Here is a 22206-nt window from a genome sequence, read left to right as displayed (position 1 = left end):
CAGCTCCGGTTTCTCTCGTCTCATGCCCGCTATTACTACAGATCTGCCCGCCCTCGCCCAATCCATCAAGGACTGGGGTCGCGAGTTGGGCTTTCAGCAAGTCGGCATCAGCGGCCTGGATCTGGCCGAGCATGAGCAGCACCTGGAGCGCTGGCTCGCCGCTGGCTACCACGGCGAAATGGACTACATGGGCGCCCACGGCAGCAAACGATCACACCCGGAAGAGCTGGTACCCGGCACGCTTCGGGTCGTTTCCCTGCGCATGGACTACCTGCCGGGCGACACTGAAATGGCCAAACGTCTGGCCCAACCGGAAAAAGCCTACGTCTCGCGTTATGCCTTGGGCCGTGATTACCACAAGTTGATCCGCAAACGCGTGCAACAACTGGCCGATAAAATTCAGGGTGAGATCGGCCCGTTTGGTTTCCGCGCGTTCGTCGACAGCGCCCCAGTGCTGGAAAAAGCCATCGCCGAACAAGCCGGTCTCGGCTGGATCGGCAAAAACACCTTGGTTTTGAATCGCAAGGCCGGCAGTTACTTCTTCCTCAGCGAACTCTTTGTCGATCTGCCGCTGCCGGTCGATCCACCTCACACCACCGAACATTGCGGCCGCTGCACCGCGTGCCTCGACATCTGCCCGACCAATGCCTTCGTCGGCCCTTACGTACTGGACGCCCGGCGTTGCATCTCGTACCTGACCATCGAACTGAAAAGCGCGATCCCGGAAGATTTACGACCACTGATCGGCAACCGGGTGTTTGGTTGCGATGACTGCCAGATCGTCTGCCCATGGAACCGCTTCGCCCGTCCGTCCGGCGAAAGCGACTTCAAGCCGAGACACAATCTGGACAATGCCGAATTGGCCGAGCTGTTTATGTGGGACGAGGAAAAATTCCTCAGCAGCACCGAAGGCTCGCCGTTACGCCGCGCCGGTTATGAGCGCTGGCTGCGTAATTTGGCGGTGGGGCTGGGTAACGCGCCGTCGAGCATTCCGGTGCTGGAAGCGTTGAAGGCGCGCAGGGATTACCCGTCGGAGCTGGTGCGTGAGCATGTCGAATGGGCGTTGAAACAACACGGACTCCTGTAGCAGCTGCCGAAGGCTGCGTTCGATTGCGTAGCAGTCGCCTTCCTGGAAAGCGAGTCCTGCGGCCTCGGACGCAGCCTTCGGCAGCTGCTACAGGGGCGTGGAGACGTCAGGCTTCGTCGTTGTAGACGAACTTCGGCATTTCCCAATGGAAACGAATTGCCAGCAGCCGCAGCAGAAAGCCACCAAACAGCGTGATCAAAATCGCCTGTTCACCGGGTAATTGCAGGTAGATGCAGAGCATGTAGCACCACGCCGCCGCGAACGAGACACTGGCGTAGAGCTCTCGGCGAAAGATCAGCGGGATGTCGTTGCAGAAGATGTCGCGCAGGATACCGCCGAATACGCCGGTGATCACGCCACTGACCGACGCCACCAGCATGCCATGGCCCATTTCCAGCGCGGTCATGCAGCCGATCAGGGTAAACGCCACCAGGCCCACGGCGTCGAGCACCAGAAATAGTGAGCGCAGGTGGCGCATCCAGCGCGCAGCGAAGACGGTGAACATCGCCGCGATCGAGGTCAGCACCAGGTATTCCGGGTGTTTGACCCAGGTCAGCGGATAGTGCCCGAGCAGCACATCGCGTACCGAACCGCCGCCCAACGCCGTGACGCAGGCGATCAACACCACACCAAACCAGTCCATGCCGCGGCGGCCGGCAGACAGCGCACCGGTCATGGCTTCAGCGGTGATGGCGATCAGGTAGAGCATCAGCAACATGGCGGCGGTCCTTGCAGAAAGGCGCGCAGTCTACGCACTTCACCGAAGCCCCAAAAGAGGGTGATCATCGCGCAGGACCGCATTGCCTGTATCGCGGGCAAGCCATGCGCCTACAAAAACAGGGCGTACACCGCTTCTGTAGGAGCATGGCTTGCCCGCGATGGCGTCACCCGAGGCGCTATCAGAACTTGATGAAGTGCTTGCGGTAGTGCTGCAGCTCGGCAATGGATTCGCGAATGTCGTCCAACGCCAGGTGGGTGCTACCCTTTTTGAAGCTGTCGCGCACGTCCGGCGCCCAGCGAGCGGCCAGCTCTTTAAGGGTCGAGACGTCGAGGTTGCGGTAGTGGAAGAAGCTTTCCAGGGATTTCATGTGCGTATAAAGGAAGCGACGGTCCTGGCAGATGCTGTTGCCACAGATCGGCGACTTGCCCTTGGGCACCCACTGCTCCAGGAAAGCAATAGTCTCGGCTTCGGCTTCGGCCATGCTGATGCGGCTGTCGCGCACGCGCTGGGTCAGGCCCGAGCCGCCGTGTTGACGGGTGTTCCACTCGTCCATGCCGGCGAGGATCTCGTCGCTGTGGTGGATGGCGATCACCGGGCCTTCGGCCAAGGTGTTCAAATCACTGTCAGTGACGATGGTGGCCATCTCGATGATGACGTCGGTATCAGGGTTCAGACCGGTCATTTCCAGGTCGATCCAGATCAGATTCTGCGGGTTTTGCATGTGTCGGCTCCTAGGCAATGCTGCGCAGTTTAGCCTAGGCAACCGGCGGGGCGTGCTAAACTCGCGGCCGTTTTACCTAATCGCTGCATTCTTGATACGGAACACCCATGGCCAAACGCCAACTCAATCGTCGTCAAAACTGGCGCATCGAAAAGATTCAGGGCGAGCGCGCTGCCCGCGCCGCCAAACGCGAGTCCTCGGCTGTCGAGGCACTTGAGGGTTGCGACCTGGGTCCGGAACAGACCGGCCTGGTGATCGCGCACTTCGGTGTACAGGTTGAAGTCGAAGCCCTCGATGGCGATTTGGCCGGCCAGGTATTCCGCTGCCACTTGCGCGCCAACCTCCCGGCGCTAGTGACCGGCGATCAGGTGGTCTGGCGTGCCGGTAACCAGGGCATCGGCGTTATCGTGGCGCAACTGCCGCGTAAAACCGAACTCTGCCGTCCGGACAGCCGTGGCCAGCTCAAGCCCGTAGCGGCCAACGTCGACATGATTGTCATCGTCTTCGCCCCGCTGCCAGAGCCTCACGCCAACCTGATCGACCGTTACCTGGTCGCCGCCGAGCACGCCGGTATCCGGCCACTGCTGCTGCTCAACAAATTCGACTTGATCGATGAGCAGAACGCCCCGGCGCTGAATGCCTTGCTGGCGGTGTACCGCACGCTCGGTTACCCGGTGCTGGAAGTCTCGGCACATCACGGCAATGGCATGGAGCAACTGCAGGAGCAACTGGACGGACGCATCAGCGTGTTCGTCGGACAGTCCGGCGTCGGCAAGTCGTCGCTGGTCAACAGCCTGCTGCCGGAAGTCGAAGCCCGCGTCGGCCCGTTGTCCGAGCTATCCGGCCAGGGCACTCACACCACGACCACCGCGCGGTTGTTCCACTTCCCCGGTGGCGGTGAGTTGATCGACTCCCCGGGTATTCGTGAATTCGGTCTGGGCCACGTCAGCCGTGCCGACGTCGAAGCCGGTTTCATCGAGTTCAACGACCTGATCGGCACCTGCCGCTTTCGCGACTGCAAACACGACCGCGAACCGGGTTGCGCCCTGCTCAAGGCCCTCGAAGAAGGCCGCGTGCAGCAGCAACGGATGAACAGCTACCGCTCGATCATCGCCAGCTTGCCGGAAACCAGCTACTAAACAGACGTGCCGACCGCCCCGACTCTGACGGGCGGTCAGCCGCTTGTTGCACCCCACAAAACATCCCGCCGATTAAACGTCAGACACCTCTGTAGGACTTCCGCTCGCCCGCTTGAAGGACCCGTCTCTTTAACCGCGCAGGCCTTGTTGCGTCCTCTCAAGTGCATACATTCAAGCCCTCTTCGCATTCCGGCGATACCGAGGGACAACCATGCAAACCTATCATTTGTTCATCAGCCATTCGTGGAACTACCCCCACGCCCACGACAATCTCGTGCGCCTGCTGAACGCCAAACCCGGCTTCACATTCAAAAATTTTTCAGTGCCGACGGACAACCCGATCACCGACGCGCAGACCGACAAACAACTGGAAGCCGCCATAGAAAACAAGATCCGGCCCTGCTCGGCAGTGCTGATCATGGCGGGGATGTATTCGACCTACAGCAAGTGGATCAACAAGGAAATCGAGATTGCCAAGCGGATGGGCAAGGTGATCATTGCGGTCAAGCCGTTTGGGGCAGAGCGGATTTCCACCGTAGTGCGTGATGCGGCGCACGCCGAATGTGCGTGGAACACCAACAGCATTGTCAGTGCGATCCGCCTGCACACGGCGGTGTAACCATGCGCAAGGGACTGTTCATCGGCATCAACCATTACACCCACGTTCCGCCATTGAATGGCTGCAACAACGACGCGATGGCGATGGCTTCGGTGCTGGAGCGCCACGCCAACGGGCGCCCCAACTTCAGCAGCAAGGTGCTGACATCGGCGGAGGAAAACCTCACCCACACAGCTCTGAAGCAACATATCCAAAGCCTGTTCACCGGTGATTGCGATGTGGCGCTGCTGTACTTCGCCGGTCACGGCCAGTTTGATACGAGCATCGATGAAGGTCTGCTGATCCCGCAGGACTTCGGTCAGGGCGTCGAAGGCATCCGCATCAGCGACATCCTCAACTGGGCGGAAAGCGCCACCCACATCAAGAACAAAATCATCATCCTCGACTGCTGCCAGGCCGGTGCGGCGGCAGCCATGCGCGGGTTGCGCGGTGGCAGCAGCGTGATCAGCGAAGGCATGACCATTCTCACCGCCTGCAAAAAAGACCAGGTGGCGCTCGAAGGTCGCGGCCACGGCGTGTTTACCGACCTGTTATTGCAAGCACTGCACGGCGGGGCCGCCAATGTCTTGGGTAAGGTCACCCCCGGCAGCGTGTATTCGTTCGTCGACAACGCGCTAGGGGCATGGGAGCAACGGCCGGTGTTCAAGACCAACGTCTCGCAATTTGTGCCGCTGCGGGAAGTGACGCCGCTGATTGCCGAAGAAACCCTGCGCAAACTCAAGGACTGGTTCCCGGAACCTAGCTACGTGTTCCCCCTGGACCCCAGCTACGAACCGACCGAGGCCACGTTCGATCCCGACAACGGCGACATCTTCAAGCAACTGCAAAAGTGCAACCGCCACAGCCTGATCGAACCGGTGGACGCCGAGCACATGTACTACGCCGCCCTGCATTCCACCGGCTGCCGCCTGACCGCCCTCGGCGCCTATTACCGCGAACTCGCGATCAAGGGACATTTCTGATGCCTGTGTTTATCAGCTACCGCCACACCGACCGCGCCCATGCGATGGCCATTAACACCCGCCTGACGCAGGCAAACATCAAGACCTACCTCGATGTGCTGGACGCGGAATCGCAAACCACTGAAGACATCACCACCGTCATCACCCGCAACATCACCGAATGCACACACCTGATGGCCGTGGTTTCGGAGCAGACTGCGCAGTCGTGGTGGGTGCCGTTCGAAATCGGCGAGGCGACCATCAGTAATCGCCGGATCTGCTCGTACAAGATCGGCCCCAGCGCGCTACCGTTGTACCTCGATAAATGGCCGAAGTTGAGCGGTGAGAACGATATCAACTTCTTTATTGATGCCTATCGCGAGGAGCTGGTCTCCAAGCGCTCAATAGGACTGGAGTCGTTCAGCGAATCTGTGCGCGGCACTTACCGGCGTGATGCCGAACTGTTCCATGACCAGCTCAAGAACCGAATTCGACGGGGTTTCTGACAGGCATAAAAAAGCCGCGATCATTTCGCGGCTTTCTGGTCTTCAGCGTGCGGCTTTTTCCAGCCTCCAACCCAAGGCGTCCAAGGCGTCACAGCCATCCTGAATCAATATATGTGCAGCATTGGCGAAATGCTCCAGATCGTGACCTTCGGCGTCTTTGACACACAGGCAGGTGACGCTGTTGAGCAGATTCCGGCCGGCTTTGATTCGGTGAACGGCGGCTTCGAAAAGGTCAGAGGTTTTGGCTTCTGTATCGATATATAGCGTCGGGCCGACGCTGAAGTTGCCTTGGAGCGGGTGGTACTTAGCCATGGGTCAAAATTCCAGATAATTTCGAGAGGTTTCATCTTTGTTTCGACCGGCTAAGATCGGTCACCGAACTGGCGGGGCGACATTGGAACTATAAACATCTACCTACATGATGAAAACCCCACTCGATAATTTCGGAAAGCTCCTACAAATCCACCTTGAGAGAAATCAACACGACTAAAAACAAACCCCAATTTAATAAATTATTCGAGATTGAGCGCAGTCAACAAAGTCTTCCGGCGCAATCATATTGCTAAATGAAAATATCTGATTATCATTCAATTCAATGATGAGAGAATCGAAAAATATATTCCTTGTGACTTTTATTTTTAGTATCTCCTCGCTACGAATTAGGACCCGACGACAGTAACCAGCAGCTTCATCACGAAAATCCAGCCCCTCAGAAACAAGTTCAACAGTGACCATTCTGTCGCGCCACCCAAGCGTAAAATATGAAAATAATATTATATTCATCAGAACAGACAAGACTAATACTCGACCCAGTACAACATCCTCTAAGTAAAAAAGCGGCTCCAACATAAACTTAATCACTGCATAGGTTGGAACCAAACTCACACAAGCCCACGCTCTGACTCTCAAACCCACACGCTCATTCCAAATCACCCGCATAAAGACTTCACTCCCTATCAAACAGATTTAAAACCATTCGACCTCCGTTCAACTCATCAAGTCCACAAGTCGCGAAGAAGGGCCATTGGCTTTCAGGCGTTCAGTGACAACTTTCGGCCACAAGTTGCGAGAACGGCGTTTGGCAAGGCTGTAGGTGAATTCTTGAATGCGACAGGTGGGGTAGAAGCAAAGATCGAGCACTAAGCCCAATACATCTATGCCACGTAAAAAATTTCTGCCTCCGCTCTCTTGCTTCGTGTATCGAGATAGGGCGCGCCAGGAAGCGCGGCGGCGTCGTGGGGAATGCAAAATTCTAGGAGCTAGCAATTGAAGCGCATTAACAGTGGTACTGCACGTAATAGATCCACAATTAAAAATCATCGTAAACACTCCTTCAATCCAAAAAACCTTAACCAAAACAGAAATAGAAATAGAAATAGAAATAGAAATAGAAATAGAAACTACGACTGCTACACACATGATCATAACGACCAACTCACACCTGAAACCCCCTTAGGTTTCTTACCGGGAAATTCATTTCACTCAACGATAACGTAAAATCATTTAAAAAATTATTTAACGCTACCTTCTTCAAAGAAAAAACAAATCGAAGCTGCTTTCCGTCATTTGTTTCAATTACAACACCACGATCCCGAACCAAGAACCACCCATCTTGAACATAGCCCGAAACGGATCTAATGCCGGCGATAGATAGCACGTGTATAAATCGCTCTGAACCCACCGACATTTCAACAGAAACACCTGCCGAGCTGAAACAAACATTCAAGACTCTCTCAGCGAGATTACTATCGATTGACTTATCCTTACTCTCAGACCACTCTACAATCACAATGACCACTGTAATAATGAGAAGAAACGCACCCATACCAAATATTGAATACGCAAAAGCTTCAGAATTCATTGGCACCCAAAAAAAACGCACAATGGCGGCTACAAACACAATAAACCAAAACATCAAATAGGTAGTTGCAACCATTAACCGCCACCAAAAAGAGGACATTATTTTATATACAGCCTCAGATGACGCTTGAGGATAACGATAGGCTTTCTCGATATATCCAAATGGAATTATCACACTCACTTCAACTTCTCCACCGACAAAATCAGTCAACAAAATTTTTTAAAACAAAAAATTAACGTACCCCCAACTACTGCACTTCATCCCACTGCCTGTCCGACCTCAAAATTTTATAATCGCCGCTCCAATACCAATGAAAAAAATTGGCACCCTTCTCGGGGGACATAGTTATGACAATTCGTCGACTTTCCTTGGAAGTCATTCGCTGACAGGTGCTACAGCGCCACCATGTAGGCGTCATCTAGCGCCAAGGACGGAGTGGCATGTAGCGGCTGAGCGGGCTGTTTTGATTAGATCTCTGCAGCATCGAGTACTCGCCTTCAAGCTAACTCTCGCTCGGCGTGAGCGACTAGTTCAGCCTCGCGTATGGCAATGGCTTCTTCCAGCTCCGGGGAACGTTTAGCCCACTGTTCGGGTCGCAAGGGTTTTGACCACTCGATGATCTCGGGATAGGGCAAGTCGGGCGGCGGCGACAACTTCCACTCTTGCAACATCATTGCGAGCGGAGCACCCAGGAGCACGGCCCCCGTTACCAGCCACAACGCCTTGCCAACCTCCTGCGCGACCAAGTGCTGTCTGATGCCGTCGAGATATGCACAGCAAATGCCCCAAAAGACGCTTCTACCCCGCAGCTTTTCTCGTCCGCCCTCAAAGTCATTTGTGATCGGCAAAACCTGCGGTCCAATCTCCATGTAGCTGCGCATGCACTCCCACAACGCCATGGCCGTGGTACCGCCACCACAGTTGAAGCCTATGGAGAAATGCTTGTTATCTTCCTTGGCCAGTGGGTCTGGGTTTTCGAAACCGATGACCAGCAAACCCGTTGTGGCTTTACCAGCTTGGCTGACCGACGACTGCTGGGTGGCGGCGGCGGTCACGGTTTCCCAAGGGACGATCCAGTACTCGCCGTCGTCGCGGGGTACGCAGACTTCTCGGCGTTGGCGGTTGAAGCGCATGGGGAGAGGCACGTCGCGGAAGAGGCCTTGGATCAAAATCAAAGAAGGGATACCAATGATGATTAGCGCCCCAATCCAGATCATTCCAGGGTCAGGGGTGAGGTAACCCATAAGTACAAACACCATCAGTGTTGGCCACATCACCATCACCGCCGAACCGATGCTGTAGTTACCAATATCAAGAAACACCTCGTTCTTGCGCCAAATGGTGTTGAGGACGTCCTGTGGTCTCTCCCCCGTGGGAATGGGCAATGGCGCCAAATAGTCATTACGCGAAAACATCCGTTTTTTCGTGGTGCCTGCTGGTGGCGTGCTCATCGTTTGTCCTTGGGTTGCAGGTAAATGGCGCCAGGATGGTCCTCGCCGAGTGGGTAATTCGGCACCCGATCCAGTTCGGGCGTCGGGTCCGCCCACAGCGCGATCACGCCAGTGGCGTTATTCAGAGTAAACGCAAGCCCTCGCTCGCCGCCGATAAAGGAGCGAGCACCGAGCATTGCGATCAAAGGCGTGCGATAACGCAACCGCAGGGAAACGGTACCGGGTGACGTGCCCAACACATTTGGCAGCGTGTTGAAGGGGCCGCTCAGACGTAAACCCTGACCTTCCTTGAACGGTATCCACTGACAGGCGCTGCTGGACAACCAGTGAGGTGTCATGTCTCGCCAAGGTCGCGGCGGCTTGAAGTTATCAGTACGGCTGTTTTTGATCAGATCACGGTAGCGCTGGGTATCCACCGGGTCGCCGACCATGCTCAGTTCCAAGTAGGCACTGTCGGGCTCGGCACCTGGCAAGTCGATGGTCAGGGCCTGGATGGCACTGACGAAAGCGAGGCCGGAAGAGCTATTACCGGTGGTCGACTCCGAGCGGCTTTGCATGCTGACCCGGGGCGCATACAGGATGAAGTACAGCTGGTCGAGTTCGTCCTCTTGGGCTTTGGGCGCGATTGGCTCCAGATCGACAGCCCGGGCTTTTGACCAGCAGCAGAAGTTCAGGAAGTTTTGCAACGGGGTTTGCTGCAAGAACGTGGCGATCAGGTGCAGCACGCCCAGCACGAGAATGATCCAGTTCACCGGCCCCATGTACAGCGTGTAACGCAAGATGGCGGCATCGGCAGTTATTGAACCTGCCAAGGCTCTGCCGGTTTGGGCCATCCCCAACAATGCCTGAGCACCAAACGCCCCCACCTGACCAGCGACCATGATCTGACGCATCTCCAGCCACGGATCGACTCGGCTTTGGGCGTTTTCCAGTTGTATTTGCAGGGATTGAAATTCGTTTATTGCTGCACCGGTGGAAAGTGCACCAATCACCCCACCAAAAAGAGTAAGTGTTGGTGCAATCCCGACCCGCCCATCAGGCAGCCGTAAGGACATTTCCTTAACCCCAAACCCCTTCCGCACCTGATTATCAACCACCGCCACCAAAGCGGCCGCCGCATACAACGTCGCCGACACCGTGTCATTCACCCGCCGACTGTCCATCCCCTCCAAAACCCCGGCCTTACTCAAATAACTATGCGCATTCAGCACGTTCACCAACAACGCCGCCAACGGCACCACCCCACCGCTGTTGGCCACAACAGGCGAATTAACAATCCGTCCCACACGCCCCGCACCAATAGCCTTACCGGTCGCCTTCGCCCAGTCACCCAACGCTTCGGCCTGTTGCCCCAACAACTTCCACACCTGCCGGCCGCCCTCAATCACGAACTGCAAACGCGCGTCACTGCCCAGACGGGCGCCAACAAAAACCCCCATCCATGAACCACTGATGGAGCCTTCCCCCTTGAGCAACAACAACGAAGCCGCCAGTCGATTGACCAGCACACTCCATTGGCTGCTCGCATCGCGGGCCATGGCCGCGATGTCGTCCAGAACCCCTACGCTCAACGGCGCCAGGACCTGATGGGTGGCGCTGATGTTGTCGTCGGCCAATGCCGCCATCAACTCGCCCAGTCGAGAGGTGTTGTTAACCGCCGCATCGATCGACGGCGTCCAGGCGTTGAACAGTTGTTTCAGGGCACCGCCGTCGACGGCTCGCACGTAGTCGGCGTATTGCTCGGCGCCTTGGGCGCGCAGGCACTGGGCGGTCAGGCAGCCGGTGGCCAGTTCGGTCAGCCAGTGGCGCGTCGTCAGATCGGAGTAATCGACAAACCAGGTGCCGCTGATCGAACGCTTGAGGTACAGGCCCCGGTCGGCGAACAACGCGGTGTGACGCTGCTCGATCTGCTGGTAGTGCGCTGCTGCCGTCTGCGCGAACCAGGTGTTCATGGCATTGAGGTCGATGTATTCACCGACCTTGGCACTGAAATGATGATCGTTGAGGTGGGCATGCTTTTCGGCGCGGTACTCGCGGACGACGAATTCCACTTCGCTGTACAAGTCCGCCGGAATAAAGGCCCGCACCGGCGCGACAATGGCTGCAATTCGCGCATCGCGGGCGGCGACCTCGGCCTGCGTGGGCTGGCCACCGTACTGTCGGGCCTGGGTTTCAGCCTTGAGTTCCTCATCCAGCCGATACTGGGTGTCGAGCATGACTTGGCCCTGTTCGGGCGTGAGGGTGATGTCGCGTTCCTTGTAGCGGTAGCTGATGGACCCCGCCAGTTCGGCGCCATCTTCGCTGATCAGGCTGCGTACGAACCCGCCGATGCTCAGTCGCAGATTGTTCTCGCCCAACCATTTTTCGTGACTCGCCTCTATCCACTCCTGTTCGTGATTGATGTCACGCAACACGCCCAGGTCGTCATCCAGACAGACGAAAACGGCAAACAAGCCTCCGGTTTTTGCCTTGGCGCTGTCCAGCCAATCCTGAGTGCCCTGCGCGTCCCACGCCACGGCGCTCCACTCGCCCGGCGGCTGATCGCTGGCGCCGGGGTGTTGGGCGATAATTTTCTCGCGCTCACGGGCGCGGTGCATGGCATGGGTGTAGGCCTTGATGTTGGCCGGGGTCGGGGCTTTCATGACGGTTTCGCCCAGCGCGTCGGTATCCTCGGCGCTGCGTTGCGAGTCAGCTTTCATGGACTGGGCGAAGGTGCCGGGGATCAGCTCAGCCATAACCTCAATGGCTTTTTCCAGTGGCGGGCAATGCTCGGCTTGCAGCTCATTGGCCACGGTGCGCAAGGCCACATGGCGCATGTGTTGACGGCGTTTGGCGCTGTTGTCACTCAGCGCTTGGCAGTGTTCCGGGTTCAGGGGGAACTCGCTGTAGAGCATCCACGCATCGCGGAGCTTTTCCAGAGTCAGCCCCGTCAGGGTGGCGTCCAGCACCGGAGTGGCATCGGCTTCCAGCGCCTGCTCTTTGAGCTGGCCATTCGGCGACACGGCATACCGTTTGAGGGGGCCGTTGTCCTGCCACAGATAAACAAACCCCGCACGCAGGCGTCGGGCCGCCATGGGTCGGCTTTGCGTGGTCACGCCTGGAACACAGCAAGCGTTCCCGGCTTTTTCCTCAGACACTGCATAACGCACCGGGACCACGAACAATTCGTTTTGACTGGCCGGGCACGGCGCAAGCGTACTGTTGATGTCGACGTGAGGCTGAGCCTTGGCGGCGCGTTCAGCCTGAGCGTCTCGATCGAGCCTCGCCAGTTGTTCTGCGCTCATTGGCGGAACTCCTTGTCGGTGAGCTGCTGACGCGTCAGTTCGGCATTCAGATTCTCCAGCCGTTGCTCGGGCGAGACGCCGGGCTCGGCCAACAGGTTTCGGTAAACGGCGTGCTCAGGTGCATCGGGAAAGTCACTGCCCAGCACCGCGTGGAATCGAGCCCAAAGCAGGACTTCATCGATGGCGCTGTAACCGTGACGCGCGGCGGTGTGCTGGCAGTGAGACGCCCACTGCTGCAGCGCAATGGAATCCAGCCCCTGCACGTATTCACAAAAGTACTGCTGGCAATGCTCAATCAATTGTTGAGCGAAGCGTTGCCGTTGGGCGGTGCCCAAGTGCTCCAGTTGCTCCGCAGACAGGAACAACCAAGGCTCCCGCGTATACCGTGCAGCGGGTTGATCCGGGTTTTCCTGCTGGATATCCAGCTCCGCAAGCCGGATTAACCGCACAGGCCCCATCAAGCGATCACGCTCGCCGACGGCCAACGGCGCCAGCCACGCTGCCGTGATACGAGGGTCGTGGTAACGGAACAAGACCGTGACCTCCCCTTCGATACGCACGTGAATCAGGCTGCGTAAATGCTCAAGCACGACCGCTTCTTGCGCCTCTGACTCCAGCCAGATGCCACACGTCGTGTTCCACTCCTGAAAAAACGCCTGGGCCAGCGGGCTATTGGGAGAAACAGACACCAAAACCGGGCCGACCTCTTCCAATGAGGCAAAAGCGGTCTTTTGGTAAAGCGATTGGAATGTGGTGCTCCCCAGCGAAAACAGACGCTCGGGCAGACGTTCAATCTGGGCGCGATCCAGCAGCAGGTAAGCCTGACTCATGCCGATACCTCCGCCAGTTTTTGACACACGGCACAGATCGGTGCCGCCTGTTGCGCCGCCTGAGTCAATGCCAGTTTTTGCGCGGCCAGTGACGGCGCAATCAGCGCCTCTGGTGCCACGGGGATCAATGAGCGAGCAGGCTCCGCAGCGATCCCGGCCACCGGCGCCCCACCCTGAACAATGGCCACGCTGCTGAAAATGCCGGCGGCGTTGATCACGATGTGCTGACCGCCACACTCAAGCGTCAAGCTCGAATCGCCCTTGATCACCACATGGCTGGCGGTGACATGAGCGTGAGGCCCTGCCTGAATTACCAGCGTGCCCTCTGCCGTCGTGCTGCTGTTGCCGCTGATGGTGATCAATTCATTGCCGCCGATCACGGTGTTGCGCGCACCTTCGGTGGTGTGCAACTCGTCGCCCTTGATCAGGCTGGCGCTATGGTGGTCGACCTGTTCGAAGCGGTCGTTGCTGATCAGGCTGTGGCTGTCACGGGTGATCTGTTCGCGGCGGTCGTTACCAATGTTGGTATCGCTGTCGTTGAGGATCAGCTGTTCGAGGTCGCGTTGGGCGCGCAGGTAAATCTTCTCCTGCCCCGCGCGGTCTTCAAGCGACAGTTCGTTGTAACCACCGCTGTACGGGGAGCTTTGGCTGCGCAAGACGGTTTTGGTTTTGTGTTCGGGCAAGGGGTATGGCACCGCATTGACCTTGTTCGGCGCGCACCCGGTAATGAACGGATGATCGGGATTGCCGTCCAGAAAGGTGACAATGACCTCCATGCCGACACGCGGAATCGTCATCGCACCGAAATGTGGACCCGCCCATTGCGTCGAGACGCGCAGCCAGCAGCTGCTTTTTTCACTGTTGAGCTCGGCCCGGTCCCACGGCAGCTCAATCTTCACGCGACCATACTCATCACAGTAGATCTCTTCGCCGGCAGGTCCGGTGACGCGGGCGGTCTGGCTCACCAGCAGCGTTGTGCGTGAGCGCATCGGCGGCCGGTAAATCACGTCCCATGGCAGGACGCTGAAGCGGTTGCGATAGCCTTGGGTGAAGCCGTCTGCGGGTTGGACGTCGCTGGTGATGGCTTCTTCCAGTGACTGCGGCTGTTTTCCGGAATGCGTCACGCGGAGCAACAGCCACAAGTCGTTGCGGGCTTGGCGGGGGTGATTGGTCAGGTCAAAAAAGTGCCCACTGCGCAGGCTCGGCTGATCGCTCTGGCCCTCGATCAACTGGTAATCGGTACGGTGGCGTTCCAGGGCCTGGCGAGCGAGTTGTTTGCCGCGCTGTTCGTTATCGAGCAGAACCCGGTAACGGTAGTCTTCAAGCTCAGGCGTGAACTCGGCCGTGAAGCGGTTTTCCAGCAGCAGATTCGGGCGTTGGAAGTCGTAGTGCCGGCGCGTGGTGGTGCTGGGGCGGGTGCTGAAGCGCATCGAGAACTGGCTGACGACCGGTTCGTCAGCCACCATGCCGGAGTCTTGTTGATAAGCGGTTTCGCCCAGTTTGGGAAACCAGGTCTGGTCGTCGGTGAACACCAGCACATGGCCTTGCGGTGAATGCTGGTAATGCCACGCGATGCCGTCTTCGGCGCACAGGCGCTGGACCAGCTCGTAATCACTTTCCCCATACTGCGTGCAGTACTCGCGCTCGGCGCTGGTACTGACATGGAAGGTAAACGCATCGGCCTGAATGCCGTGACCTTTGAGCACCTTGGTAATGATTTGCGGCACGGTCAGGTGCTGGAAAATCCGTTGGTCGTAACTGAACTGCAAATAGTGAAGCGCTGGCACCAGGGTCAGCTGATAGCGGGTCAGGCGTTTGCCGGATTCGCCGACGAGCACGTCTTCGATGCGGCCGTGAAGACCTTCGCCGTGATGACCGAACTCTAGAAAGGTGGGCTGACTGAGCAGGCTCTCGATATCGAAATCCGGGTTTTCGCTGACCAGCTCAACCTGGATCGCGTACAAGGCGCTGATGGCCTCGACACCGTCGAAAGCGAGGACTTTGAAATCGTTGCGAACAGCGGGGATGTGCAGCGTGAAATGCGCCGTATTGGCCGAACCGAACATACGCTTATCCTTAAGCAAAGAGGAAATGAAGCGCGATGTCCAAACCGTCCATGGTCTGTGCACGCGAAATGGGCGCGCACGGTACCAACGGGGGGTAATGCATTGATGCCGGACAACTCTGCAAAATGCGTAAGATCTTTCCCGACCTCAGATCGACGCGGGAGAATGGCCGACAATCTCCCTCACAAACGACAGGCACAAAAAAACCTACATCACTGTCGGCTTTTTTGTACTGATCCGCTGATCCCGATCATTTTCGTAACGCCACGAAAATGATCGTTAGCATGGTCACTGCTTCGGCGGTTCCGCCGGTTTCGGTGCCGGATTTTCGAAGATGTTCAAACGTTCGCGAAGCTCGTGGGCCGGCAGCGGTTCTTTATCCGCCGGCAATGCGTTCGGATCGACTGGTTTGGCCGGCACTTCGCCCGGACCGCCCTGCCCTGGTGTTGGCGCCGGCTCTGGCGCGGGTTCTGCACCTTGCGAACCTTCGATGGCACGCTGGGCTTTCTTGGTCAGCACCACAATGTCGATCCGGCGGTTGACCGGATTGAACGGGTGCTCACGGTCGAACAGCGCCGACGAGGCATAACCAACCACCCGCGCCACCTGTTGATCCGGGTAACTGCCGGCGACCAGCGCACGGCGAGCAGCGTTGGCACGGTTGGCCGAGAGTTCCCAGTTGCCGAAGTCACCGGTGCCCGAGTACGGTTTGGCATCGGTGTGGCCGCTGATGCTGATCTTGTTCGGCACCGCTTTGATGGTGTCGGCCATGGCCAGCAGGATGTCTTCGAAATACGGCTTCAGACGCGCACTGCCGGAATCAAACATCGGGCGGTTTTCGGCGTCCATGATCTGGATGCGCAAACCGTCCTGCGTGATCTCGAACAGGATCTGGTCCTTGAATTTCTGCAGCTGCGGATTTTCATCGACCTTGTTCTGCAATTCTTGCAGCAACAGTTCCAGGCGTTCCTTCTCGACCTGCTCGGCCATGCCTTCGACCTGTTCGGTGTCGACAGTGACGCGGTCTGGCTGCGGCTGGGATTTCACCTCGGGGTTGAGGGTTTTCTCCGGCGCCAGGGTCGGGGAGCCGCCCAAGTCGATGATGTACGGCGTGCCACTTTCGGTAAAGCCGACCGGGTCTTTGAAGTAACCGGCGATGGCGATCTTCTGTTCCGGTGTGGCGGTGGACAGCAGCCACAGCACCAGGAAGAACGCCATCATCGCCGTCGCGAAGTCAGCGAAGGCGATTTTCCAGGAGCCCCCGTGATGCCCGCCCGCGTATTTTTTTACGCGCTTGATGATTATCGGCTGGTTATTTTCCATGACTTAGCGACCGCGAACCGCTTGTTCCAGCTCAGCGAAGCTAGGACGGTGCGCCGGGTACAGAACCTTGCGACCGAACTCTACAGCCAGCGATGGCGGCATGCCGGACGCCGAAGCCACCAGCGAAGCCTTGATGGCTTCGTAGACGTTCAGCTCCTCCTTGGCATCGTGGGCCAGGGCATGGGCCAGCGGACCAAAGAAACCGTACGCGGCGAGAATACCGAAGAAGGTACCTACCAGTGCCGCACCGACGTGCACGCCGATCATTTTTTGATCGCTATCACCCAGGGAGGCCATGGTCACCACGATACCCAGTACCGCCGCGACGATACCGAAACCCGGCATGGCGTCAGCGATGCCGTTTACCGCGTGGGACGGGTGATCCAGATCTTCCTTGAGGCTGGTCAGTTCCATGTCGAACAGGCCTTCGAGCTCATGGGGCGCCATGTTGCCGGAGGACATGATGCGCAGGTAATCGCAGATGTACGCGGTCATGCGTTCATCTTTGAGCACCGCCGGGTACTTGGCGAAGATCGGGCTCGCCGCGGCATCTTCGATGTCGCCTTCGATGGCCATCATGCCTTCGCGGCGGCTTTTGTTGAGGATCTCGTAAATCAACCCCAGCACCTCAAGGTAGAAGGTGTGGTTGAAACGCGAACTGAACATCCCGAAGGCTTTCTTCAGAACGTGCTTGACCATATGGCCAGGGTTGGCCTGCAGGAATGCGCCCAGGGCCGCACCACCGATAATCATCACCTCGAAAGGCTGAATAAGGGCGGCAATCTTGCCGTGGGAAAGCACGTATCCGCCAAGCACGCTTGCGAATACGACGATGATGCCGAGAATTTTAGCCATAGGTAGGAAAACACTTACTGAGTCGGGTTCAAGGTCATATTCGGAAGTTGAAAAATCTCTTCTTCTCCTTATCGGCAAAACTGCGCCAGACTATAGCCCGTTCAAGCGAAAAGCTAATTTAGCCTTCTCCGGGCACAGGTAATGCAGACGATGATTGCGTCCAACCATGGCTAACCAAACGAACATTGCAACTCAAAAACCGACCACGCTTGAAGGCTGGATCAAGCTTCTCGATGGCGTGCGCCTGCCGGTTCCGCAAGTCAGCCATGACCGTGTCTGCAAGGCCATCGCCGATAACCGCAGCTCGCTTCGCGATATCGCAGACCTCATGCAAGACAGCCCGGCCCTGGCCTTGAGCATCATTCGTGAAGCCAATCGCCACACCCATGGCAGCATGACCGAGCCTGCGGAAAACCTTGAAGTAGCGATCAATCGCCTCGGTTTGAAGCGCACCGAAGAACTGCTCGCCCGCCTGCCCGTAGAGCCCCTGTCACAGATCCCGATTGCGTTGCGCCAGTTGCAGTTGATCAGCCAGCACGCGACGCAACAGGCCAATGGTTTTTTTGCCAGTCGCCTGGCGCGGCTGTGGCAGGACATTCACTGGGGCAGCCTGCTGTTTCTCTCGCCACTGTGGCCCATGGCGCTGACCCATCCGCAATTGCTTGAAGAGTGGGAGCTGCGGGTCATCCATAAAGGCGAATCGGCACGCAACGTCGAAAAGCAGTTGTTCGGTGTGCGCCTGCTGGATATTTGCCAGACCCTGGTGAGCCTCTGGCGCCTGCCGATCTGGGTGGAACAGGGTTATCGCCTGCTGCTGACCGAGCAGCGCGAGCTGGTCAAAGTCCTGCGCATCGCCCGCGACAGCGATCATCCACTGCGCCAGCAAAACCGCCTCGATGACGATCCGACTCTGCGTCGCTGGCTCAATCAGCCGGCTAATACCGTGCTACTGGCCAACGGTCTGGCGCTGTCGGCGCAACAGGCGTGGGACAGTCCTCACAGCAAGCGCTGGCAATACCTGACCAGCCTTTACCTGCAAATGCCCATGGCCGAGGTGCAGCAGCAATTGCACCAGCAGGCCGCCAACAGCGCCCGGCTGCATGCCATGCCGGACCTGTGGCACCCCGCTGTTTCGCTGCTCTGGCCGTGGGGCATGAACCGTATCCACGCAGGGCTGCTGCCGGCACCGGCGCCGACCACCGAAGACCTGGCGAAGTGGCGCAGCCAATGCGCCGAGTTGCTGGTGGAGCCAAGCCCGTTCACCAACGCCATGCACTTGACCACCTCCGCCCGGGACGCCCTGGTCGCATGCGGCTTGCGCCGAGTGATGATTTTGATGGCTGACCGCACGCACGCCAATCTGCGGGTGCATCAGATTGCCGGATTGCCAAAAGAAACGGCCGGGCTGAATTTCGTGGTGAATCAAAGCAACGTGCTGCAACGTTTGCTCTCGCAACAAGCGCAGGTGCGCCTGACACCGGCCAACAACGCCCAGTTTTCGGCCTTGTTGCCGGCCAGCCTGCGCGCGCAGTTCCGTGGCGAACACCTGTTGCTGCGCTCGCTGATCAATAATGGTCGGGTGATCATGGTGGTGGTGGCGGATCAGGGCGGCGGACCGTTCTCGGAAATCACCGTGCAAGCCTTCGGTAAAACCGCGCAGTGCATCGAGAAATCCCTGCACACCTTTAGCCACCGCGGCCAATGACGCTGCGCTACAATCCTCCCTTTTGTGCTCTGGAGACCTCACATGTCTGACTTCTCTGGCTTGCCGCTGGTGATCGAGCCGAGCGACTTGCTCCCTCGCCTTGAGTCCCGCGATCTGATCTTGGTGGACCTGACCAGCAGTGCCCGTTATGCCGAAGGGCATCTTCCCGGCGCGCGCTTTGTCGATCCGAAACGCACGCAACTCGGTCAGGCGCCTGCGCCGGGGCTGATGCCGCCGAAAGCGGCGCTCGAAGCGTTGTTCGGTGAGCTGGGACACAATCCCGCCGCGGTGTACGTGGTGTATGACGACGAAGGCGGCGGCTGGGCCGGGCGTTTTATCTGGCTCTTGGATGTCATCGGTCACCGTAAGTACCACTATGTCGACGGCGGACTGCCGGCTTGGCTGGCAGAAGGCTTGCCCATGTCGATCCAAATCCCGGCCCCCGTTGGCGGCCCGGTGGCATTGACGCTGCACGACGAACCCACCGCTACCCGCGAATACCTGCAAAGCCGTCTCGGCGCCGCCGACCTGGCGATCTGGGACGCGCGCGGGCCGCTGGAGTACTCCGGCGAGAAAGTGCTGGCGGCCAAGGCCGGGCACATTCCCGGCGCCGTCAATTTCGAATGGACCGCGGGCATGGATCAGTCGCGCAACTTGCGCATCCGCACAGACATGCCGCAGATTCTCGAACAGCTCGGCATCAGCAAAGACAAAGAAGTGATCACCCACTGCCAGACTCACCACCGTTCTGGCTTCACCTATCTGGTGGCCAAATCCCTCGGTTATCCGCGGGTCAAAGGCTATGCCGGTTCCTGGGGCGAATGGGGCAACCATCCCGACACCCCCGTAGAGATTTAAGGTTTTAAGGACAGTTAATGAATAAGCGTCTGTTTATCCTCAGCCAATACCTGCTGCCCCATAATTTGCTCTCGCGACTGGCCGGCTGCATTGCCGAATGCCGCGTGCGCTGGTTCAAAAACGCCTTTACCGCCTGGTTCGCCAAGCGTTATCAGGTGGACATGTCCCTGGCGCTGGTCGAAGACCTGACCGCCTACGAGCACTTCAATGCGTTCTTCACCCGCGCCCTGAAAGACGGCGCTCGCCCGCTCGACGAAACCCCGGGTGCCATTCTCAGCCCGGCCGATGGCGCGATCAGCCAGCTCGGCCCGATCGAACATGGTCGTGTATTCCAGGCCAAGGGCCACAGTTTCAGCGTGCTGGAGTTGCTCGGCGGTGACTCCGCCAACGCCGCGCCGTTCATGGGCGGTGATTTCGCCACGATTTACCTGTCGCCGAAGGACTACCACCGCGTGCACATGCCGCTGGCCGGCACCTTGCGCGAGATGGTCTACATCCCGGGCCGTCTGTTCTCGGTGAATCAGACCACCGCCGAAAACGTTCCGGAGCTGTTCGCCCGTAACGAGCGTGTGGCGTGCATTTTCGACACTGAGCGCGGGCCGATGGCCGTGGTGCTGGTAGGCGCGATGATCGTTGCGTCGATCGAAACCGTCTGGGCCGGGCTGGTCACGCCGCCGAAACGCGAGCTGAAAACCTTCCGCTACGACGAAGCCGCCCGCGCGCCGATCCACCTGGAGAAAGGTGCGGAATTGGGTCGCTTCAAACTGGGTTCGACCGCTGTCGTGCTGTTCGGGCCAGACCAGGTGAAATGGGCCGAAGAACTGGCGGCTGGTTCGCCGGTACAGATGGGCCAGGGTATGGGCCAGCCAAAGGCCTGACCCTGTAGGAGCCGGCTTGCCGGCGAATGCAGCAACGCGGTGTACCTGCCCTGATACACCGCTTTCGCTGGCAAGCCAGCTCCTACAGTAGGTTTACTTTTTACAACTGTCCATCGCGATCGCGGAAGCCCAGCAGATACAGCACGCCATCCAGCCCAAGGGTGGAGATCGCCTGCTTCGCCGACTGTTTCACCAGCGGCTTGGCCCGGAATGCCACACCCAACCCGGCAATCGCCAGCATCGGCAAATCATTGGCGCCGTCACCGACCGCAATGGTCTGCTCCAGTCGCAATCCTTCCTTATGGGCCAGCTCACGCAGCAAGTCAGCCTTACGCTGCGCATCGACAATCGGCTCGACTGCAACACCCGTGACTTTACCGTCGACCACTTCCAGTTCGTTGGCAAATACGTAGTCAATGCCCAGCTTGGCCTGCAATTGCTTGGCGAAGTAGGTAAAGCCACCCGACAGAATGGCGGTCTTGTAGCCCAGACGCTTGAGTTCGGCGAACAGGGTTTCAGCACCTTCGGTCAAGCGCAGGGAAGCACCGATCGAATCCAACACGCTGACATCCAGACCTTGCAGTAACGCCAGACGCTCTTTAAAGCTCGCGCGAAAGTCCAGCTCGCCGGCCATCGCTCGCTCGGTGATTTCAGACACCTGATCGCCGACACCCGCCGCCTTGGCCAGTTCGTCGATCACTTCAGCTTCGATCAGGGTCGAGTCCATATCGAACACCGCCAGGCGACGGTTGCGACGGAACAGCGAGTCTTCCTGAAAGGCGATGTCGACGTTCAGTTCCTGCGCAACGCTGAGGAATTCGGCCCGCAGCGCCTGCGGATCAGCCGCTTCGCCACGCACGGAAAACTCGATGCAGCCCTTGCCCTTGTCAGCCGGGGTGTCCAGCGGCATGCGTCCGGACAGACGATCGATGTGATCGATATTCAGACCATATTTGGCGGTGATCGAGCTCACGGCCTGCAATTGCCCGGCAGTCACTTTGCGGGTCAATAGCGTCACGATGTGGCGTTTTTTGCCCTGATTGCCGACCCACTGCTGATAATCCTCTTCGGACACCGGCGTGAAACGGACCTGCTGATCGAGCTTGTATGCCGTGAACAGGATGTCCTTGAGCACGGACTTGCCTTGCTCGGTATCCGGAATTTCAACCAGGATGCCGAACGACAGAGTGTCGTGGATCACCGCCTGACCAATGTCGAGAATGTTCACACCACCTTGGGCCAGAACGCCGGTAATGGCCGCAGTCAGACCCGGACGGTCGACTCCCGTGATGTTTATCAGGACGATTTCGCGCAAGGCGCACCCCCGCAAGTGGAAAAAAACCGCATTCTACCCACTTTCA

20 protein-coding genes are annotated in these 22206 nt (G+C 58.1%); 8 read left to right on the top strand and 12 right to left on the bottom strand.

The window, feature by feature from the left end:
* The first annotated feature begins 22 nt into the window (after positions 1 to 22).
* Complete coding sequence (gene queG, locus KGB06_RS23975) at positions 23 to 1087, top strand: tRNA epoxyqueuosine(34) reductase QueG (RefSeq protein ID WP_223520162.1); 1065 nt, start codon at positions 23 to 25, stop codon at positions 1085 to 1087.
* A gap of 106 nt (positions 1088 to 1193) precedes the next feature.
* Here queG and KGB06_RS23970 read toward each other — a convergent pair whose 3' ends face one another.
* Positions 1194 to 1805: a trimeric intracellular cation channel family protein gene (locus KGB06_RS23970; RefSeq protein WP_094469417.1), complete on the bottom strand. Its 612-nt coding sequence runs from the start codon at positions 1803 to 1805 to the stop codon at positions 1194 to 1196.
* 181 nt (positions 1806 to 1986) lie between these two features.
* Positions 1987 to 2529, bottom strand: coding sequence for an oligoribonuclease (orn, locus tag KGB06_RS23965; RefSeq protein WP_056746367.1), 543 nt, complete (start codon positions 2527 to 2529; stop codon positions 1987 to 1989).
* Positions 2530 to 2636: 107 nt separating this feature from the next.
* Between orn and rsgA the strand changes: the two genes are divergently transcribed.
* From rsgA to KGB06_RS23945, 4 genes are all read left to right on the top strand, one after another.
* The gene (gene rsgA / locus KGB06_RS23960; RefSeq protein WP_223520160.1) at positions 2637 to 3668 is read left to right on the top strand and encodes a small ribosomal subunit biogenesis GTPase RsgA; all 1032 of its coding nucleotides are present in this window, start codon (positions 2637 to 2639) and stop codon (positions 3666 to 3668) included.
* Positions 3669 to 3879: 211 nt separating this feature from the next.
* Positions 3880 to 4287 carry a TIR domain-containing protein gene (locus tag KGB06_RS23955; protein ID WP_223520158.1) on the top strand — a complete coding sequence of 136 codons (408 nt, stop codon included), beginning with the start codon at positions 3880 to 3882 and terminating at the stop codon, positions 4285 to 4287.
* 2 nt (positions 4288 to 4289) lie between these two features.
* Positions 4290 to 5249 (top strand): caspase domain-containing protein, encoded by a 960-nt coding sequence (locus KGB06_RS23950; RefSeq protein ID WP_223520156.1) that lies wholly within the window; start codon positions 4290 to 4292, stop codon positions 5247 to 5249.
* Positions 5249 to 5734 (top strand): toll/interleukin-1 receptor domain-containing protein, encoded by a 486-nt coding sequence (locus tag KGB06_RS23945; RefSeq protein WP_223520154.1) that lies wholly within the window; start codon positions 5249 to 5251, stop codon positions 5732 to 5734. Before KGB06_RS23950 ends, KGB06_RS23945 begins: the two co-directional genes overlap by 1 nt.
* Positions 5735 to 5776: 42 nt before the next feature.
* Here the strand turns inward: KGB06_RS23945 and KGB06_RS23940 are convergent, their stop codons facing one another.
* From KGB06_RS23940 to motA, 9 genes are all read right to left on the bottom strand, one after another.
* Complete coding sequence (locus KGB06_RS23940; RefSeq protein WP_223520153.1) at positions 5777 to 6046, bottom strand: hypothetical protein; 270 nt, start codon at positions 6044 to 6046, stop codon at positions 5777 to 5779.
* Positions 6047 to 6238: 192 nt separating this feature from the next.
* On the bottom strand, positions 6239 to 6673 hold the full coding sequence (locus tag KGB06_RS23935) for a hypothetical protein (protein WP_223520151.1): 435 nt from the start codon (positions 6671 to 6673) through the stop codon (positions 6239 to 6241).
* A 496-nt stretch (positions 6674 to 7169) separates the two neighbouring features.
* Positions 7170 to 7805: a hypothetical protein gene (locus KGB06_RS23930; RefSeq protein WP_223520149.1), complete on the bottom strand. Its 636-nt coding sequence runs from the start codon at positions 7803 to 7805 to the stop codon at positions 7170 to 7172.
* Positions 7806 to 8092: 287 nt separating this feature from the next.
* Positions 8093 to 9046, bottom strand: coding sequence for a hypothetical protein (locus KGB06_RS23925; protein WP_223520147.1), 954 nt, complete (start codon positions 9044 to 9046; stop codon positions 8093 to 8095).
* Entirely contained in the window at positions 9043 to 12330 is a 3288-nt protein-coding gene (locus KGB06_RS23920; RefSeq protein WP_223520145.1) for a toxin VasX, read from the bottom strand. The genes KGB06_RS23925 and KGB06_RS23920 overlap by 4 nt, the downstream gene beginning before the upstream one ends.
* Positions 12327 to 13160, bottom strand: coding sequence for a DUF4123 domain-containing protein (locus KGB06_RS23915; RefSeq protein ID WP_223520143.1), 834 nt, complete (start codon positions 13158 to 13160; stop codon positions 12327 to 12329). The genes KGB06_RS23920 and KGB06_RS23915 overlap by 4 nt, the downstream gene beginning before the upstream one ends.
* Positions 13157 to 15226, bottom strand: a complete 2070-nt coding sequence (tssI, locus tag KGB06_RS23910; RefSeq protein WP_223520142.1) for a type VI secretion system tip protein VgrG — start codon at positions 15224 to 15226, stop codon at positions 13157 to 13159. Before tssI ends, KGB06_RS23915 begins: the two co-directional genes overlap by 4 nt.
* Before the next feature lie 288 nt (positions 15227 to 15514).
* A complete protein-coding gene (gene motB, locus KGB06_RS23905) occupies positions 15515 to 16549 on the bottom strand; it encodes a flagellar motor protein MotB (protein WP_223520140.1) in 1035 nt (344 codons plus the stop codon).
* Positions 16550 to 16552: 3 nt separating this feature from the next.
* Complete coding sequence (gene motA, locus KGB06_RS23900; RefSeq protein ID WP_223520138.1) at positions 16553 to 17404, bottom strand: flagellar motor stator protein MotA; 852 nt, start codon at positions 17402 to 17404, stop codon at positions 16553 to 16555.
* Between the two features lie 166 nt (positions 17405 to 17570).
* Here motA and KGB06_RS23895 point away from each other — a divergent pair, with 166 nt between their 5' ends.
* The 3 genes from KGB06_RS23895 to asd are packed head-to-tail and all read left to right on the top strand — an operon-like array spanning position 17571 to position 20845.
* Positions 17571 to 19109 carry an HDOD domain-containing protein gene (locus tag KGB06_RS23895; protein ID WP_223520136.1) on the top strand — a complete coding sequence of 513 codons (1539 nt, stop codon included), beginning with the start codon at positions 17571 to 17573 and terminating at the stop codon, positions 19107 to 19109.
* Positions 19110 to 19151: 42 nt separating this feature from the next.
* Complete coding sequence (locus KGB06_RS23890; protein ID WP_223520134.1) at positions 19152 to 19967, top strand: rhodanese-like domain-containing protein; 816 nt, start codon at positions 19152 to 19154, stop codon at positions 19965 to 19967.
* A gap of 17 nt (positions 19968 to 19984) precedes the next feature.
* Positions 19985 to 20845: an archaetidylserine decarboxylase gene (gene asd / locus KGB06_RS23885; RefSeq protein ID WP_223520132.1), complete on the top strand. Its 861-nt coding sequence runs from the start codon at positions 19985 to 19987 to the stop codon at positions 20843 to 20845.
* Positions 20846 to 20945: 100 nt separating this feature from the next.
* On the opposite strand, the gene serB is transcribed toward asd, so the two are convergent.
* Positions 20946 to 22160: a phosphoserine phosphatase SerB gene (gene serB, locus KGB06_RS23880; protein ID WP_223520130.1), complete on the bottom strand. Its 1215-nt coding sequence runs from the start codon at positions 22158 to 22160 to the stop codon at positions 20946 to 20948.
* Positions 22161 to 22206 lie beyond the last annotated feature (46 nt).

Source organism: Pseudomonas sp. GL-B-19 (assembly GCF_019956415.1).
GTDB lineage: Bacteria > Pseudomonadota > Gammaproteobacteria > Pseudomonadales > Pseudomonadaceae > Aquipseudomonas.
This window is presented reverse-complemented; position numbering and strand designations above follow the sequence as displayed.

Bases quoted from the DNA above. Each gene is read 5' to 3' on its own strand.
- motA (WP_223520138.1), bottom strand. From the start codon at position 17,404: ATGGCTAAAATTCTCGGCATCATCGTCGTATTCGCAAGCGTGCTTGGC.
- tssI (WP_223520142.1), bottom strand. From the start codon at position 15,226: ATGTTCGGTTCGGCCAATACGGCGCATTTCACGCTGCACATCCCCGCT.
- KGB06_RS23920 (WP_223520145.1), bottom strand. From the start codon at position 12,330: ATGAGCGCAGAACAACTGGCGAGGCTCGATCGAGACGCTCAGGCTGAA.
- orn (WP_056746367.1), bottom strand. From the start codon at position 2,529: ATGCAAAACCCGCAGAATCTGATCTGGATCGACCTGGAAATGACCGGT.
- KGB06_RS23895 (WP_223520136.1), top strand. From the start codon at position 17,571: ATGGCTAACCAAACGAACATTGCAACTCAAAAACCGACCACGCTTGAA.
- KGB06_RS23950 (WP_223520156.1), top strand. From the start codon at position 4,290: ATGCGCAAGGGACTGTTCATCGGCATCAACCATTACACCCACGTTCCG.
- KGB06_RS23945 (WP_223520154.1), top strand. From the start codon at position 5,249: ATGCCTGTGTTTATCAGCTACCGCCACACCGACCGCGCCCATGCGATG.
- KGB06_RS23970 (WP_094469417.1), bottom strand. From the start codon at position 1,805: ATGTTGCTGATGCTCTACCTGATCGCCATCACCGCTGAAGCCATGACC.
- KGB06_RS23915 (WP_223520143.1), bottom strand. From the start codon at position 13,160: ATGAGTCAGGCTTACCTGCTGCTGGATCGCGCCCAGATTGAACGTCTG.
- KGB06_RS23935 (WP_223520151.1), bottom strand. From the start codon at position 6,673: ATGCGGGTGATTTGGAATGAGCGTGTGGGTTTGAGAGTCAGAGCGTGG.
- queG (WP_223520162.1), top strand. From the start codon at position 23: ATGCCCGCTATTACTACAGATCTGCCCGCCCTCGCCCAATCCATCAAG.
- motB (WP_223520140.1), bottom strand. From the start codon at position 16,549: ATGGAAAATAACCAGCCGATAATCATCAAGCGCGTAAAAAAATACGCG.
- asd (WP_223520132.1), top strand. From the start codon at position 19,985: ATGAATAAGCGTCTGTTTATCCTCAGCCAATACCTGCTGCCCCATAAT.
- KGB06_RS23890 (WP_223520134.1), top strand. From the start codon at position 19,152: ATGTCTGACTTCTCTGGCTTGCCGCTGGTGATCGAGCCGAGCGACTTG.
- KGB06_RS23955 (WP_223520158.1), top strand. From the start codon at position 3,880: ATGCAAACCTATCATTTGTTCATCAGCCATTCGTGGAACTACCCCCAC.
- KGB06_RS23925 (WP_223520147.1), bottom strand. From the start codon at position 9,046: ATGAGCACGCCACCAGCAGGCACCACGAAAAAACGGATGTTTTCGCGT.
- KGB06_RS23940 (WP_223520153.1), bottom strand. From the start codon at position 6,046: ATGGCTAAGTACCACCCGCTCCAAGGCAACTTCAGCGTCGGCCCGACG.
- rsgA (WP_223520160.1), top strand. From the start codon at position 2,637: ATGGCCAAACGCCAACTCAATCGTCGTCAAAACTGGCGCATCGAAAAG.